14 protein-coding genes are annotated in these 16,111 nt (G+C 61.9%); 6 read left to right on the top strand and 8 right to left on the bottom strand.

Annotation, left to right across the window (positions count from 1 at the left end):
• Positions 1 to 83 precede the first annotated feature (83 nt).
• Positions 84 to 962: a 3-hydroxybutyryl-CoA dehydrogenase gene (locus tag EOB80_RS30185; RefSeq protein WP_013529423.1), complete on the top strand. Its 879-nt coding sequence runs from the start codon at positions 84 to 86 to the stop codon at positions 960 to 962.
• Between the two features lie 57 nt (positions 963 to 1,019).
• On the opposite strand, the gene EOB80_RS30180 is transcribed toward EOB80_RS30185, so the two are convergent.
• The 4 genes from EOB80_RS30180 to EOB80_RS30165 all read right to left on the bottom strand — a co-directional run bounded on the left by EOB80_RS30180 (position 1,020) and on the right by EOB80_RS30165 (position 5,538).
• Positions 1,020 to 2,954, bottom strand: a complete 1,935-nt coding sequence (locus tag EOB80_RS30180; protein WP_245466475.1) for a PAS domain S-box protein — start codon at positions 2,952 to 2,954, stop codon at positions 1,020 to 1,022.
• A 216-nt stretch (positions 2,955 to 3,170) separates the two neighbouring features.
• Positions 3,171 to 3,809 carry an NrsF family protein gene (locus EOB80_RS30175; RefSeq protein ID WP_127331580.1) on the bottom strand — a complete coding sequence of 213 codons (639 nt, stop codon included), beginning with the start codon at positions 3,807 to 3,809 and terminating at the stop codon, positions 3,171 to 3,173.
• Between the two features lies 1 nt (position 3,810).
• Positions 3,811 to 4,362 carry a sigma-70 family RNA polymerase sigma factor gene (locus EOB80_RS30170; protein WP_127271203.1) on the bottom strand — a complete coding sequence of 184 codons (552 nt, stop codon included), beginning with the start codon at positions 4,360 to 4,362 and terminating at the stop codon, positions 3,811 to 3,813.
• A 156-nt stretch (positions 4,363 to 4,518) separates the two neighbouring features.
• Positions 4,519 to 5,538, bottom strand: a complete 1,020-nt coding sequence (locus EOB80_RS30165; RefSeq protein WP_127331578.1) for a hypothetical protein — start codon at positions 5,536 to 5,538, stop codon at positions 4,519 to 4,521.
• Positions 5,539 to 5,628: 90 nt separating this feature from the next.
• On the opposite strand from EOB80_RS30165, the gene EOB80_RS30160 reads away from it, so the two are divergent.
• The 5 genes from EOB80_RS30160 to EOB80_RS30140 all read left to right on the top strand — a co-directional run bounded on the left by EOB80_RS30160 (position 5,629) and on the right by EOB80_RS30140 (position 11,505).
• Positions 5,629 to 6,282, top strand: a complete 654-nt coding sequence (locus EOB80_RS30160; protein WP_127318816.1) for an N-acetyltransferase — start codon at positions 5,629 to 5,631, stop codon at positions 6,280 to 6,282.
• Complete coding sequence (locus EOB80_RS30155; protein ID WP_127331576.1) at positions 6,279 to 7,505, top strand: cytochrome P450; 1,227 nt, start codon at positions 6,279 to 6,281, stop codon at positions 7,503 to 7,505. The genes EOB80_RS30160 and EOB80_RS30155 overlap by 4 nt, the downstream gene beginning before the upstream one ends.
• 158 nt (positions 7,506 to 7,663) lie before the next feature.
• The gene (locus EOB80_RS30150; RefSeq protein WP_127268508.1) at positions 7,664 to 8,671 is read left to right on the top strand and encodes an iron ABC transporter substrate-binding protein; all 1,008 of its coding nucleotides are present in this window, start codon (positions 7,664 to 7,666) and stop codon (positions 8,669 to 8,671) included.
• A gap of 174 nt (positions 8,672 to 8,845) precedes the next feature.
• The gene (locus tag EOB80_RS30145; protein ID WP_164762776.1) at positions 8,846 to 10,426 is read left to right on the top strand and encodes an iron ABC transporter permease; all 1,581 of its coding nucleotides are present in this window, start codon (positions 8,846 to 8,848) and stop codon (positions 10,424 to 10,426) included.
• Positions 10,423 to 11,505 (top strand): ABC transporter ATP-binding protein, encoded by a 1,083-nt coding sequence (locus tag EOB80_RS30140; protein ID WP_127318804.1) that lies wholly within the window; start codon positions 10,423 to 10,425, stop codon positions 11,503 to 11,505. Before EOB80_RS30145 ends, EOB80_RS30140 begins: the two co-directional genes overlap by 4 nt.
• Positions 11,506 to 11,632: 127 nt before the next feature.
• Here the strand turns inward: EOB80_RS30140 and EOB80_RS30135 are convergent, their stop codons facing one another.
• From EOB80_RS30135 to ugpB, 4 genes are all read right to left on the bottom strand, one after another.
• Complete coding sequence (locus EOB80_RS30135) at positions 11,633 to 12,700, bottom strand: sn-glycerol-3-phosphate import ATP-binding protein UgpC (protein WP_127268505.1); 1,068 nt, start codon at positions 12,698 to 12,700, stop codon at positions 11,633 to 11,635.
• 7 nt (positions 12,701 to 12,707) lie between these two features.
• Entirely contained in the window at positions 12,708 to 13,556 is an 849-nt protein-coding gene (gene ugpE, locus EOB80_RS30130; RefSeq protein ID WP_127331572.1) for a sn-glycerol-3-phosphate ABC transporter permease UgpE, read from the bottom strand.
• 9 nt (positions 13,557 to 13,565) lie between these two features.
• Entirely contained in the window at positions 13,566 to 14,450 is an 885-nt protein-coding gene (ugpA, locus tag EOB80_RS30125; protein WP_164762774.1) for a sn-glycerol-3-phosphate ABC transporter permease UgpA, read from the bottom strand.
• 194 nt (positions 14,451 to 14,644) lie between these two features.
• Positions 14,645 to 15,955, bottom strand: coding sequence for a sn-glycerol-3-phosphate ABC transporter substrate-binding protein UgpB (gene ugpB / locus EOB80_RS30120; RefSeq protein ID WP_023811116.1), 1,311 nt, complete (start codon positions 15,953 to 15,955; stop codon positions 14,645 to 14,647).
• Positions 15,956 to 16,111 lie beyond the last annotated feature (156 nt).

The raw sequence follows: 16,111 nt of genomic DNA, 5'->3' as shown, positions 1-16,111 counted from the left end.
TGGGGTAGACGAAGTCGCCCCGCCCTTTTAGTTTGCACCGCACAAAAAGCAGGCCGCAAAGGCCTTTTGACGGGATCGGTGTAATGAGCAAGATCGAGACGATCGGCATCATCGGCGCGGGCCAGATGGGCGGCGGCATCGCCCATGTCTCCGCGCTTTCGGGCTACAAGGTGCTGATCTACGATATTTCGCCCGACCGCATCGAGAAAGGCATCGCCACAATCAGCGGCAACATGGCCCGCCAGGTGGGGTCCGGCAAGCTCGACGAGAAGGTGCGCAACGACGCGATGGGCCGCATTTCGGCCGCGCCCGCGATGGCCGATCTTGCCGGCGCGGATCTGGTGATCGAGGCGGCGACAGAGGACGAGACGGTCAAGCGCAAGATCTACGCCCAGCTTTGTCCGCAGCTCAATCCCGAAGCCATCCTGGCGACCAACACCTCGTCGATCTCGATCACGCGGCTTGCCGCGCAGACCGACCGGCCTGAGCGGTTCATCGGCATACATTTCATGAACCCGGTGCCGCTGATGAAGCTGGTCGAGCTGGTGCGCGGCATCGCCACCGAGGACCAGACCTTCGAGGCGGCCAAGACCTATGTGAAGCAGCTCGACAAGACGATCACGGTCTCGGAGGATTTTCCGGCCTTCATCGTCAACCGCATCCTGTTGCCGATGATCAACGAGGCGATCTACACGCTCTATGAGGGTGTCGGCTCGGTCGACGCCATCGACACCGCCATGCGGCTCGGCGCCAACCATCCGATGGGGCCGCTGCAGTTGGCCGATTTCATCGGGCTCGATACCTGCCTGTCGATCATGCAGGTGCTGCATGACGGCCTGTCGGACTCCAAGTACCGCCCTTGCCCGCTGCTGGTGAAATATGTCGAGGCCGGCTGGCTCGGCCGCAAGACCGGGCGCGGCTTCTACGACTATCGTGGCGAGCATCCCGTTCCGACGCGCTGAGCGCATCGTCGACGCAAATCAGGGACAAGCCTTCGGATCGGCGGTTGACAGGCTCGATCAGGAGGCCGCCGCCAGCGGCTCTGTCCGGCCCTCCACGATCCGTGCGTCGGACGCCACGGAGACACAGCCGCGGCCGGCCGCCTTGGCCGCATAGCAGGCCGCATCGGCTTTCGCGATGATCTCGTCGACCTCGCCGCAATTGGCATTGATCGCAGCCAGTCCGATGCTGGCGCCGATCACGTGAGGACGGCCGTCCCAGGTGAAGTCCAGCCCGCCGATCGCATCGATGATGGAGCGTGCCGCGATCTTGGCGCCGGCTGCCGAACCCGATTTCAGAATGACCGCGAATTCGTCGCCGCCGAGGCGAGCGATGATATCGTCTGGACCAAGCAAGCCGCGAATCGCCTCGGCAACCCGCTTCAGCAGCGCGTCTCCCGCCGCGTGTCCGCCGGTGTCGTTGACCAGTTTGAAGTGGTCGAGATCGATGAACATGAACTGATGTCCGGCGCCTCCGACCGACTTCGTCGTGTCGGCGGTGCCGTCCTTGCGCGCCTGGCCGACCAGGTCTTCCATGGCGCGGATGAAGCTCGAGCGGTTGGCAAGGCCGGTCAGCGCATCGTGTGCCGCGGCATGCGCCAGCTGGCGCTGCAGCGCGCGCGCATCGGTAAAGTCCTGGAAGACGATGACCAGCCCGCAGAATTCGTTCCGTTCGTTGATGATCGGCGACACCACCTGGCGGATGCTGCAGCGCGTGTCGTCGCGCCGGATCAGGACGGCGCGGCTGTTCTGGTCGGCGGGCGCATGAACGCCAACCGCGGGCCGGGTGACGCCGATCCTGTGCCCCGTCTCCTCGTCGACCGCCCAGTAGACATGGCCAAGCATCTTGCCGAGAGCCTCGCCGCCGGCAATCCCGGTCAGCTTTTCGGCGACCGGGTTCATGAAGGTGATACGGTTTGCGGCATCGGTGCAGATGACGGCATCGCCGATCGATTGCAGCGTCACCCTCAGCCGCTCCTTTTCGTCGGCAAGCATTGCCGCCGACACAGTAAGGCGCTCTTCGGCCTCCTTGCGACGGGTGATGTCGGTCAGGCTGCCGATGGCCCTGATCAGCCGTCCATTCTCGTCGCGTTCGATAGCCTTGCCGCGGTCGAGTATCCACATCCAGTGGCCATCCTTGTGGCGCATCCTGAACTCGGCCTCAAAGAACGGTGTCTTGCCCTCGAGATGAGCGCGATCCGCTTCGGCGACAGTCTCGCGATCGTCGGGATGAATCATCTCCAGCCAGCGATCGGTGTCGCCATCGAGCTCGCCATCCGCATAGCCCAGCATCTTGACCCAGGTCGAGGAATAGGTCGTGCCCCCCTTGCGCATGTCGAGGTCCCAGACGCCTTGGCCGGCACCGGCGAGCGCGAAATTCCAACGCGTCTCCGCCTCGGCAATGCGCGCCTCGGCCTGCTTGCGCGCGTCGATGTTCTCGATTTGCGAAACGAGATAGAGCGGGCGGCCGCTGGTCTCATCGCGAATGACCGAACCGGCAAGATGAGCCCAGACGGGCGTTCCGTCCTTCCTGAGATAACGCTTCTCGAAGTGGAAGGAATTGACCGTGCCCGCCTTCAGATCGTCCATCGTCTCCCGCCCGATCAGCAGATCGTCGGGATGCGTGATCTGGAAGAAAGTCAGCGCCTCGATCTCTTCGCTTGTGTAGCCAAGCATGGCGGCGAAGGCCGGATTGGTTTGGCGGATGCGACCGTCGAGACCGACAACCACGATGCCGATCGCCGAATCCTCCATGGCGCGGCGGAAGCGCAGCTCGCTCTCGGCGATCTGCTGGCGATCCCTGCTGATCCTGCGGATAGACAGGGCGGCGAGGAACAGCGCGCCCGCCGCCACCGCCACCGCGATCTGCAGGCAGAGCCTCAACGCTTCGGTGCCGAAATCCAGGCTCGACAGCAGGATCGAGGTCGCCAGCACGCCCAGGCCGGCGACGAGCAACGCCAGCCCTGCATGCCCAAGAGATTTTCGGCTGGTTAATCCTCGCCACATCACGATACGTGCCACCCCCGTGCGCAAACGCATGTTCTCGCATCAACCTTGGCGGATCGATTTTAAGGAAAGGTTGCGTCCGGCATGCCGGCGTGGTCGCTAACCGGCAAACAATTGCCGGCATGATTAAGGATCGGTGCACGGGTCCGCGATCGTTGCGAAACGCTACCAGCGTATGAAAAACCGTCCGCCGAGCGCACCGAGCAATGCGAGCCCTGCGATCGCTGCCGTGTACCAGGTGGCGACGAAAAGCGGCGAGTCGTCGAAGCAGTGCGCGGCATAGAAGGTTGCCGCCAGCCCGCCGGCGAGCAGACCCGCCACCGCACCGGCAAGCACCGGCCGTGTCGGCGCGCCATAGCGCAGCATCCACAGGAAGATGGCAAGCGGGCCAATACCGATCAGCGGGATAAAGCCCATGCAGAGCATCATGTTGGAGCCGACCATCCGTGTACCCCACAGCGCCTCCGGCACCATGAAAAGCTCAAGAAGCACCGCCACGGCGACCAGCACGGGCGCCGCGGCCATCCAGGCCATTGCCCGGCCCGTCGAGGCGCCCGGCGTCGACAAGGCGCGGATCAGGGCGAAGGCGCTGACGGCCAGCACGATGGTGAAGACGAATTTGGAGAGGAAGCGCATCGTGTGAGCGGCCGCCATGAAGTCCGGGCGCGGGCCGATGGTCAGCAGGAATACGACGGCCGCGATCACCGCCCCCGCACCGGCGGCCAGCCACCAGGCCGATAGCAGCGGGATTGCCTTGCTGCTTGCGTCGGCGTCCAGCGCCTTGATGAGATCATCCGTCCTCATGTCATTCCCGCCCGAACCGCCCCTGCCCGAATCGCTTGGCTATCGCGGCAAGTCCGCGATGCAGCGACACACGCACCGCCGTCTCGCTGATGCCGAACTTCGCCGCCGTCTCACCGATGGACCGCCCTTCCACCGACACGGCCGAGACCACGGAGCGCTGTGCCGGCGACAGGCTGTCCAATGCCCGGTTGATGTCTCGCTCGCTGACGGTCTCGGTTTCCGGCTCGGCGAACGTCTCGGCGATATCGTCGACATCGATCTCGATGCGCCGTCCTCGCCGCCGGAACGCATCGATCACCTTGAAGCGGGCGATCGCGTAGATCCACGGCAACACCGGCGCATCCTGACGCCAAGTATGTCGTTTTACATGAATGGCCAGCAAGGTTTCCTGCACGACATCCTCGGGATCGACCCCGCCCTGCACGATCTTGCGCCTGGCAAAACCGCGAACCAGCGCGGCAATCCGGTGCAGAAAGTCGGCGTAAGCCCTTTCATCTCCCGCGATCGCGGCCCGCATCAGCCGGGAAAGTTCGGCCTCGTCCTTGCCGCTCACAAGAGTTCACTCCCCCGAATTTCGCGTCTCGGCGCTGATTTGTTACGTGGCCGGCGAAATAATGTCCAAGCCAAACTATCGGCAAATCACGAAAGATTGCGGCACACCGCGCGCCGATCGCCAGTGCGATATTGCCCAGCGCTCTTGTTCGAGAACTCAAGGCTTGGCGCCGAACATGGCGTCCCGGAAAGACCTGAAGCCCTTTCGAACGGTCAGCTTCATCCGTCTGCGACGGTACTTGTTTTTCAGGCGGCCCAAGATCTGGAGATGTGTCTCATCGATAACCGGAGTGGATAGGGGATCGTTAGCATATGGCAGCTGTGCCAAGGCATCTGCATGCATGTTGGCGTAAGGCAACGAATCGTATCTGTCGAAGGGTGTGGGCGGGTCGTTCAATACAGTGGGATTGGTGTTGATCTCGAAAACCTGGATACGACCATCGACAATGGTGTAGTCGATCCTGCCATATGAGATCCCCGCCTTCTCGAAAATCGGCATCAGCTCTACCGCATGCGGATTGTCGCGCACAAAGGCGGTATGCTCGACCCGATGTCGCCGCGACATGCCGCCTCCCTGTACCTTTATGAACCACTCCTTGCTGGCGAAGCAGTGTTGCGCATAACTGCGCGCGCCGATCCGATATGCCGAGTATTTCCGGTAGCTGCCATCGGCACCTGCCTTTGCTCCAAACTCCACCACCATGGGGCGAACAAAATTCATCGTACCCAGGTCAGAGAGCGCCTGGCCGAGTTCCACCGGCGATTGCAACAGCGGCGGCACTTTATAAGCGGCGCCCGTCTCGTCACGCAGAAAGACAGGGAAACGCATTCCCGCCGGCAGACTTTCGGGTCTGTATACATTGAAATCATTGATGCCGTCCGCGAACAGCATACGCAATAGATCGAAACGCTGAAGGCTTTTTCGGGGATGGTTGAGTTGAAACAGATCAGGCTGCTGCGACTTCATCCGCTGGCTGAGATTGGAGCATGCTTCAATCTCTGCTTCGCTCAGTCGGTCCAAATCCGTCCAAAGAACGGTGCCTCTGGAGATCTCAAGCAGATGCTCCCGTTCGTCATAGGGGACAAAGCGCACAGAACCCTGCAAATCTGTTCGAAAATAGAGTAGCAGGCTTGCCAGGGTATAGGCATGCAAGCGATGGCAAACATAGAAGATCATGAGACAACCCGCCCCTACTCATGCACTCATCAACAGCTGGTATCAGAAAATTATCGATTCGATATCGCAATTACGAGCCGCCTTTCGACGATGAAGATGATCGTATTTCAACAACTTATGGCAGACGACGTTCCGGGCATGGCCGCGATGGAGGCCGCGGCCTGGGGAAGACTCGGTGCCAGCGAAAAAACAATTCACCACCGGCTTTCGCTCGGGCATACAATGATCCTGGCCATGGTTGAGAACCTTGTTGCCGGCGCGATCTGCTTCGTGGAAACCAGCCAAGATCCGCACGATACGGGAAGGTTCCCCAAGACCTTCTCCGCCTACTCTTCGCTTGCCAGGAGCCAACCTGCACGGTCACTCTACGTGTACAATCTTGGTGTGCGACCCGAATTCCGCGGCACCGACATGGCACGCCGCCTGTTGTCGCAAATGTCTGACTATGGACGGCAGGTCGGTGCGCGTTGGTTGGTCGGCGACGGACGTTGCCCGTCCTACGCGGGAGCACAGGACGAGTTGCCCGACAAGGTTCGGCCGGATCCGGAATTTCGTCGGACCATCGACGATTGGCATCGGACCGGTGTCATGCCTTCGGTGGAATCCATAACGAGGGATCCGCTACTGCGGTTCTATAACCGTGTTCTCCGGTGCGAATTTCTACATCTCGCGTCCGATTTTCTACCTGAAGACATGAGTTCCGGCGGATTTCGCGTTATCTTTGCTGTCGATCTTGCCCGATGACAGATCAGGCTGATCTATTTGACCCCATCGCCCATGGCAGCGATGCGTTTCCCGAATTCGCCCGTCGTCGGAGTTCAGGAGGCGCCAGTTGGGGCAAACCTCCTTATCCCGAGGTCGGTGAAGCCTTCTACGTGTTCAGCCATGCGCTTGTTTCCCAGGCCTTGAAACACCCGCTGTTGCTGCAGGCACCGCCGGGCGCCTATCAGGAGGTCAGGCAAAAGATCAGCGCCAATCCGGCCCTGGACCTGTTGACCCGTTCCATGCTGCTGTCCGACCCGCCGCGGCACATGCGCCTGCGCCGCCCATTGGCTGGTTCGCTAAGCTTTTCCTCCAGCAACGGGCTATTCGACCGGCTTGCGGCCAAAGCGTCGGAACTTACGCAGGCAGCTGTACAAAAACCGGAGTTCGACGCGGTTCGTGATATAGGCCTGCCGCTAGCGTTTTCAGGCCTGGAACAGATCCTTGGTATCGACATGGACGATCCCTGGCGGATTGGCGCCGACGCACAGCTTATGGCCAACGCCCTGGAAATAAGGGCCGGCGGCGTAGACGAAGACGCAACCGATGCCTGCCGCCGGTTGGAGGCATGGGTATCCAGCGTGATAGAACACGGTACTGTGCGCCCAAACGGTATTTCAGCTCAGATGCTTGCCGAAGTCGAGGCTGGCCGCTGGCTGAGAGACGATGCCATTGCAAACATCGTATTCCTGCTCTTTGCCGGGCAGGCGACAGTCGTCGATACCTTCGGCAATGCGCTGGTCGCGCTTGCACGCTTCCCAGAACAGCTTTCGCTGCTTGAAGATGGGAAAGTCAGTTGGTTTTCAGCAGCCGAAGAGCTGCTCCGTTTTTGCGCTCCGGTTCACTATGCCGGAGCGCGCATCGCCGCGGAAGATTTGCAATTTGATGGCGCAACCATAAAAGCCGGGCAGGCCGTCGTACCCGTGCTAGCGAGCGCCAATCGAGACATTTCTGTTTTTCCGGCGGGCGACCGGTTGGATTTGGGTTCCGGCATTTCGTCGGCCCTTGCCTTTGGCACCGGACTGCATGCCTGTCTGGGTCAACACGTCGCCCGGTTGGAAATAGCTGTACTGCTGGAGGCCTTGTTCACGCAGGCCAAAGGCTGGTGCTTGGACCTTCCCAGGGTCGTCAGGCGGCATTCGGTGCTTTTCCACGGTCTGCAAGCCGCCCCATTCATCCGGCCCGCGGATCAACCATCGGTTTGAATTCGGCACTCCATTCGGGTCCCTTCATGCTTGGAATTGTGAGCCCGATATCAAGCGTTTGTGCTTCAGCGACCGATTGAAGCAGATCACCAATGTTGACTAAGCCTGTCAGGTATCGGTAGGTGAGCCGGTGCCAACCCGAACTTTAGGACAATGTCATGAAATATGCTCTTTCCACCCTCGCCGGCGCCACGGCGCTGGCAATCATGCTGATCGCCAGCCCATCGATGGCCGAGGATGCCGGCATCATTGTCTATAACGCCCAGCACGAAAGCCTGACCAAGGCGTGGGCCGAAGGCTTCACCAAGGAAACGGGCATCAAGGTCACGGTGCGCAATGGCGGCGACAGCGACTTCTCCAATCAGATCGTCGCCGAGGGCACTGCTTCACCCGCAGACGTGTTCCTGACGGAAAACTCACCGGCCATGGCGCTGGTCGAGAGCGCCGGCCTGTTCGCGCCGGTCGATGCCGACACGTTGGCACAGGTTCCGCAGGATTATCAACCGGCCAGCGGCAAATGGGTCGGCGTCGCCGCGCGCAGCACGGTCTTTGCCTACAACAAAACCAAGCTGACCGCCGACCAGCTGCCCAAGTCGATGCTTGACCTCGCCGATCCGAGCTGGAAGGGCCGTTGGGCCGCCTCCCCGTCGGGCGCCGATTTCCAGGCCATCGTCAGCGCCCTGCTCCAGCTCAAGGGCGAAGCCGCTACCGCCGACTGGCTGAAGGCGATGAAAACCAACTTCACCGCCTACAAGGGCAACAGCACGGTGATGAAGGCGGTCAATGCCGGCGAGATCGAAGGCGGCGTCATCTATCACTATTACTACTTCGGCGATCAGGCCAAGACCGGCGAAAACAGCAAGAATGTCGAGCTGCACTATTTCAAGAACCAGGATCCGGGCGCCTTCGTCTCGATCTCCGGCGGCGGCGTGCTGGCCTCCAGCAAGCATCCCAAGGAAGCCCAGGCGTTCCTGAAATGGCTGACCGGCAAGGGCGGTCAGGACGTGCTGAAAACAGGCGATTCCTTCGAATACGCGGTCGGCAAGGGTGCGGACTCCAACCCGAAGCTGGTGCCACTCGCCGATCTGCAGGCGCCGAAGGTCGATGCCACGACGCTGAACTCCAAGAAGGTCACCGACCTGATGACGGCAGCCGGCTTGCTTTAGTTGCCATTCGTCCTAAAAGGACACCCGACCACGCTCCCGCGGGAATTCGCCTTCCGCGGGAGTGATTTTGTTTTTCGAGATGGCATTCGTCGATGACGACACGCTGTGTTCCCGACCGCGATCGCGGTCCTTCAATTGCTGCCGCTGGACGGCAACGGCACGGCGTCTGACCTGATGCAGTCCGCGGTCGATCTCGCGCGTTCGGGCCTGCCTTCGGGCACAGGCCGAAGGGCCCGGCGACGCGCACCGCTGTGGCTGGTCCTCGCCGCCATCTTCGTTGCGCTGCTGGCGCTGGTGCCGCTCGCCTTCATCATCTGGATCGCGGTGCAGACCGGCTGGGAAACCGTCGCGGCGCTGGTCTTCCGGCCGCGTGTCGGCGAGCTTCTGGTCAACACTGTCCTGCTGGTCGCGCTCTCGGTGCCGATCACCATCGTGCTGTCGGTTGCGCTGGCCTGGCTGACCGAGCGCAGCGACCTGCCGGGCGACCGGATCTGGTCCTGGCTGTGCGTGGCGCCGCTCGCCATCCCCGCCTTCGTCCACAGCTACGCCTGGATCACCATGGTGCCGGGACTGCACGGCCTGTGGGCCGGCGTGCTGGTTTCCGTTATCGCCTATTTGCCGTTCCTGTATCTGCCGGTGTCGGCGGCATTGCGCCGTCTCGATCCCGCCCTCGAGGACGCCGCCGCCGCACTCGGCCTTGGACCCCGACGCGTGTTCTGGCGGGTCGTGCTGCCGCAATTGCGGCTCGCCATCTGCGGCGGCTCGCTGCTGGTCGGCCTGCATCTGCTGGCCGAGTACGGCCTCTATGTCTTCATCCGCTTCGACACCTTCACCACGGCGATCGTCGACCAGTTCCAGTCGACCTTCAATGGACCGGCCGCCAACATGCTGGCCGGCGTGCTGGTCAGCTGCTGCTTCGTGCTGCTCGGCCTCGAAGTGCTGGTGCGCGGCGAGGAGCGCTATGCCCGCGTCGGCTCGGGTGCGGCGCGCCATCAGCAACGCGCAAGCCTCGGGCGCGCCACCATTCCGAGCCTGCTTTTGCTTGTCGTCACCACGCTTTTGGCGCTCGGCGTGCCGTTCGTCACCATCGGCGGCTGGCTTGTCGCCGGCGGCGCCGCTGTCTGGCGCCTGGACGAGATCGGCCTGGCGCTTGGCCAGACGCTGTTCCTGGCGCTCGCCGGCGCCTTGCTCACCACCGTCGCCGCCATGCCGATGGCCTGGATCTCGATCCGCGCCCCGGGGCCATTGCAGCGCCTGCTGGAGGGCTGCAACTACATTGTCGGCTCGTTGCCGGGGGTTGTCATAGCGCTGGCGCTGGTCACCATCACGGTGCGCATCGCGCTGCCGCTCTACCAGACCCTGTTCACCATCCTGGTGGCCTATGCGCTGATGTTCCTGCCACGCGCGCTGGTCAGCCTGCGGGCGTCGATCGCGCAGGCACCGGTCGAGCTCGAACGCGCCGCTTCCAGCCTCGGCCGCCGGCCGCTGCAGGCGCTGTGGTCGACGACGATCCGCCTGTCGGCGCCGGGTGCCGCGGCTGGCATGGCGCTGGTGGCGCTCGGCATCATGAACGAACTGACCGCTACCCAGATGCTGGCACCCAACGGCACCCGCACGCTGGCGATGGCGTTCTGGTCCTACAGCGGCGAGATTGATTATGCCTCCGCGGCACCTTACGCCTTCATCATGGTGGCGATGTCGCTGCCCTTGACCTGGCTGCTCTATGTCCAGTCGAAACGGATGGCCGGACGATGAGCTTTCTCGAAATCGGTGGCTTGCACAAGCAGTACGGCCCGGTGGCCGCCCTTGCCGGCGTCGACCTGAACGTCGCCAGCGGCAGCCGCACGGCGATTGTCGGTCCTTCCGGCTGCGGCAAGACGACCCTGCTGCGGCTGATTGCCGGCTTCGAGGCGCCGGACCAGGGGCACATCACGCTCGACGGTACGATATTGGCCAATGGCGGCGCTGCGGTGCCGGCATATCGGCGAGGCATCGGCGTGGTGGCGCAGGATGGTGCCCTGTTTCCGCATCTGACCATTGGCGACAATATCGGTTTCGGCATGGGTCGCGGCGAGGACAAGCGCACCGAGCGCATCGTCGAGCTCGCCTATATCGTCGGGCTGGACAAGGCGATCCTCAAGCGCCGCCCGCACGAGCTCTCCGGCGGCCAGCAGCAGCGCGTGGCGCTGGCTCGCGCCATGGCGATGAAGCCCCGGCTGATGCTGCTCGACGAGCCGTTCTCGGCACTCGATACCGGCCTGCGCGCCTCGATGCGCAAGGCGGTGGCCGAGCTTCTGGAAGCTGCCGGCATCACCACCATCCTGGTGACGCACGACCAGGCCGAGGCGCTGTCCTTCGCCAGCCAGGTCGCGGTGATGCGCGACGGCAAGTTCTCGCAGATCGGCACGCCGCGCGAGCTCTATCTCAAGCCGAAGGACAGGATGATCGCCGAATTCCTTGGCGACGCCATCATCCTGCCGGCCAAGATATCGGATGGCTTCGCCAACTCTCCGCTCGGCCGCATCGCGGTCGACACCAATGACAGCCGCGATGTCGCCCGTATCATGCTTCGCCCGGAGCAGATCGCGCTGAAGAGAACGTCGCGCGAGGGCATGTCCGGCACCTCGGACATGCTGTTCGGCGAAGTGACGGAATCCGAATTCGCCGGCTCGATGTGCACGGTCGCGGTGCGGCTCTTGAACAATGCCGATCCGCCCGATGCGGCAGCGATCGGCAACACGCCGCTGGTCCTGCGCAAACCGGGCATGGACGCGCCAGCGGTCGGCGAGATCGTCCGGCTGACCGTATCGGGAAAGGCGCATGTCTTCGCCTGAACACCGTATGCTGGAGCAATTCTAGGAAACTGTGAAGCGGTTTTCCGTCTGGAATTGCGTCAAAACAAAGAGTTAGAGCAGCTCGCCGTTTCCGTGAAACGGTGAAACGCTCTGGGCATCTTTTGGATTAGCCGACGCGCTTTCCTGCCTGATCGAACCAGTGCAGCTTTTCTGCCTTGGCAACCACGCGCAATTGGTTGCCAACCGTGGCGGTGGCGCGACCCGCGACACGCACGACGATACGGTTGCCGCCTGCCGCACAGTGAAGGAAACTTTCGGCGCCTACCGGTTCGACCGCCTCGACCAGCGCCGGCAGGACGAGGGCGCCGGGCGGCGCCTCCGCATTGAAGGTGACGTCGGCATCCTCGGGCCGAAAACCGAGGGTCGCAGCTCTTGCCTCCCGAGGTGCGAAAGCGATCGCCGTGCCGTCTGCGAGCACCGCGCCCGAGGCGCTTTCGGTCAGTGCCAGGAGATTCATCGGCGGCGCGCCAATGAAGGAAGCGACGAAGGTCGAGGCCGGCCTTTCATAGATGTCGAGCGGCGCCCCCATTTGCTCGACCAGTCCGCCGTTCATGACGACGAGGATGTCGGCCAACGTCATCGCCTCGAGCTGGTCATGCGTGACATAGACCGACGTGACGCCAAGCGAGCGTTGCAGGTTCTTTATCTCGACGCGCATCTGGCCGCGCAATTTGGCATCGAGATTGGAGAGCGGCTCGTCGAACAGGAAAACCCTCGGGTTGCGCACAATGGCACGACCCATGGCAACACGCTGGCGCTGGCCGCCGGAAAGCTCCCGCGGACGGCGGTCGAGCAGCGCCGAAAGTTCCAGTATTTTCGCCGTCGCGCGGACCCGGCTGTCGATCTCATCTTTCGGCGTGCCGCGGTTGCGCAGCCCATAGGCCATATTGTCGTAGACTTTCATATGCGGATAGAGCGCATAGTTCTGGAACACCATGGCGATGTCCCGCTCGGTCGGGCCGATTGAGTTTACGATCTTGCCGTCGATCGCAACTGTTCCCGAGGAGATGGTTTCGAGCCCGGCGATCATCCTGAGCAGCGTGGACTTGCCGCAACCCGATGGGCCTACCAGCACGCAAAGCTGCCTGTCGGGAACTGCGATTGAAACGCCCTTCACGGCCTCGAAACCGCTGGGGTAGACCTTCTTCACATCCTTCAGATCGACGGTCGCCATCAGCTTCTCACTTTTCGGAATCGACCAGGCCGCGAACGAACCAGCGCTGCATCAGCACCACGACCAGGATCGGTGGCACGATGGCCAGCATCGCTGTGACCATGACCAGGTGCCATTGCGTATCGGCATCGGCGAAGGAGACCATCTTTCTCAACGCGATGACGATCGTGTTCATGTTGCTGCTGTTGGTGACGAGCAACGGCCACAGATACTGCGTCCAGCCATAAATGAAGAGGATGACGAACAGCGCCGCGATATTCGTCCGCGACAGCGGCAACAGGATATCGAAGAAGAAGCGCCACGGCCCCGCACCGTCAACACGCGCCGCCTCCACCAGCTCACCTGGAATGGTCATGAAAAACTGTCGAAACAGCAATGTGGCGGTGGCGGAGGCGATCAGCGGGATGATCAGGCCGGCATAGGTGTCGATCATGCCGAGATCGACCATCACCTTGTAGGTCGGCAGGATGCGCACCTCGACGGGAAGCATCAAGGTGATGAAGATCAGCCAGAAGAAGGTCATGCGCAGCGGAAAGCGGAAAAATACGATCGCGTAGGCCGACAGGATCGAGATGAAGATCTTTCCCACCGCGATGCCGAGCGCCATGATCGTCGTGTTGAGCAGCAGCCTGCCGACGCTGACGCCGCCGATACGGCCGACACCGCCGAACAGCGCTTCGGTGTAATTGTTCCAGAACTGATCGCCGGGCAGGAGCGGCAATGGCGGCCTGAGGATCGTTTGCAGCGTCTGCGTCGAGGCAACGAACGTGTAGTAGATCGGGAAGGCAACGATCAATATGCCGAGGATCAGCGCGGCGTGGGCGATGACGGTGCGGAGCGGTGACTGGCCGATCATCGCTCGCCCTCAGCCGTAATGGACTTTGCGTTCCACATAGCGGAACTGGATGGCCGTGAGCGAGATAACGATGACCATCAGGATGACCGACTGCGCCGCCGAGTCACCGAGGATCAGATTGACGAAGCCGTCATTGTAGACCTTGTAGACCAGCGTCTCAGTCGTCTTGCCCGGACCGCCCCCGGTGACGGCATGGACGATGCCGAACGTGTCGAACAGGGCATAGACGGTGTTGACGACCAGCAGGAAGAAGGTCGTCGGCGCAAGCAGCGGGAAGACGATGGTCCAGAAGCGCTTGGTCTCGCCGGCGCCGTCCATGGCCGCCGCCTCGATCAAGGCTTTCGGCACCGCCTGCAGGCCGGCGACGAAGAACAGGAAATTGTAGCTGATTTGCTTCCAGGCAGCGGCGGACACCAGCAGGATCATGGCGTGGGTGCCGTTGAGCAGTGGATCCCAGGCGATGCCGAAACTCCTCAGCATGTAGGCCAGCGACCCGATCGACGGGTTGAAGAGGAACAGCCACAACATACCGGCGATCGCCGGCGCCACTGCGTAGGGCCAGATCAAGAGCGTGCGGTAGAGACCTTTGCCGCGCACCACCTTCTCTGCCATGACCGCAAGCAGGAGCGCCACGCACATGGCGACGATAGCGGTCGCAAGGGAAAACATCACCGTGACCTTGATCGAGTTCAGGTAGGCCGGATCGGCAAGCACTTTCCTGAAATTGGCGAACCAGACGAACTTGGTCCTCAGTCCGAACGGATCCTGCCTGAGCATGGATTGGTAGAACGCCTGACCGGCCGGCCAGTAGAAAAACACGAGCGTGATGGCCAGTTGCGGCGCCACCAGCAGGTAGGGAAGGATCTTGTTGGGAAACACGACGCGAGGGGTCATGGAGCCACTCCGAGGTGATGAGGCGGGCGGCACGATGTAGCATCCCTCTTCGCCAAGATGGCTTTGACGAGCGTTTCGGATTGGGCATCATCGACCGTTGGCGAAATCGCAAGGGACGGCAAAACTCCCCTCGCCGAGGGGAGATGCCTGGCAGGACAGGTGGATGCGCCGTAGAGCAAGGACCTGCGCTCGCTCTAATTCCCCAGCGCTTCCTTGATCGCCGCATTGCCACGCGTAACCGCATTGTCGAGCGCCTGCTGCGCGGTTTGCTGGCCGGCGAGCATCTTTTCGAACTCCTCGTTCTGGATATCGCGCACCTGCGGCAGGTTCGGCAGACGTACGCCCTTGGAATTGTCGGTCGGCGCCTTACCCGTCATCTGCAGGATCGGGGTCTCGCGACCGACGTTCTTGTCATAGAAACCGGACTTCTTGGTCGCTTCATAGGCGGCAAGCGTTACCGGCAGATAACCCGACTTCTGGTGCAGGTATTCTTGCACCTCGGTCTTCGACAGGTAGGCGAAGAAGGCCGCGACGCCCTTGTATTCCTCGTCGGATTTATCAGCGAAAACCCACAGGCTGGCGCCACCCGGCGTCGTGTTCTGCGGTGCGCCCTTGGCGTCGCTGTCATAGGGCAATTGGCCGATGCCGTAATTCATGCCGGACTTGACGATATCGCCAAGGCCGCCGGAGGATTCGGTCATGATCCCGCATTCGCCGGCGAGGAAGATCTGCTTGGCTTCGGAGGTGCGGCCGCCATATTTGAAGGTGCCGTCCTTGGCGAGGTCCGCCAGCGCCTGGAAGTGGTTGACGAAAATCGGCGCATTGATCTTGAGCTCGACATCGCCGCCGGCCAGACCGTTCTGCTGGGTGGCCCATGACACGTCATTCCAGGCCGCGAAATTCTCCAGATGGATCCAGGTCAGCCAGGTCGAGGTGTAGCCGCAGGCGGCCGCGCCGCTCGCCTTGATCTTCTTGGCGTCTTCCCACACCTCATTCCAGGTCTTGGGTGGGCTGTCGACGTCGAGACCAGCCTTCTTGAAGATATCCTTGTTGTAATAAAGGATCGGCGAGGAGGAGTTATAGGGGAAAGAGAGCATGGTGCCGTCCGGCTTCGAATAATAGCCGACTATGCCTGGCAGATACTGGCTCTTGTCGAAGGTCATTCCAGCGCTGGTCAACACATCGGCTGCCGGCTTGATTGCGCCTTCGGCTGCCATCATCACGCCGGTGCCGACGTCGAACACCTGCATGATGTCGGGCGCCTGGCCGGCGCGGTAGGCGGCGATGCCGGCATTCAGCGTCTCGGGATACGTGCCTTTGAACACCGGAACGAGTTCATAGTCGCTCTGGCTGGCGTTGAAATCTTTGGAGATCTTATCGACAACTTCGGCATTGGCGCCAGTCATGGCGTGCCACCAACTGATCTGCGTGACAGCAAAAGCGGAGGTTGAGGAAAGCAGCATAAAGGTGGCGGCAACACCGGCCGCGAAGCCGAAGGACTTCATGTTTCATCTCCCGTTTGTCATTGGCGAAAGGGGCACTCCCGCAGAGGCAATATGTGTCGCTCATGACAATCAGACAACGGTTTTGTTGCAGATCGACGAACTTCACCCCTTTACCTCACGCCACCTCGCCTCCGCTTGGACGCATGGAAAGCCACA

This window comes from Mesorhizobium sp. M7A.F.Ca.MR.245.00.0.0, from assembly GCF_003997415.1.
Classification (GTDB): Bacteria; Pseudomonadota; Alphaproteobacteria; order Rhizobiales; family Rhizobiaceae; genus Mesorhizobium.
Note: the sequence above shows the minus strand (reverse complement) of the source record. Positions and strands in the feature narration are given on the sequence as shown.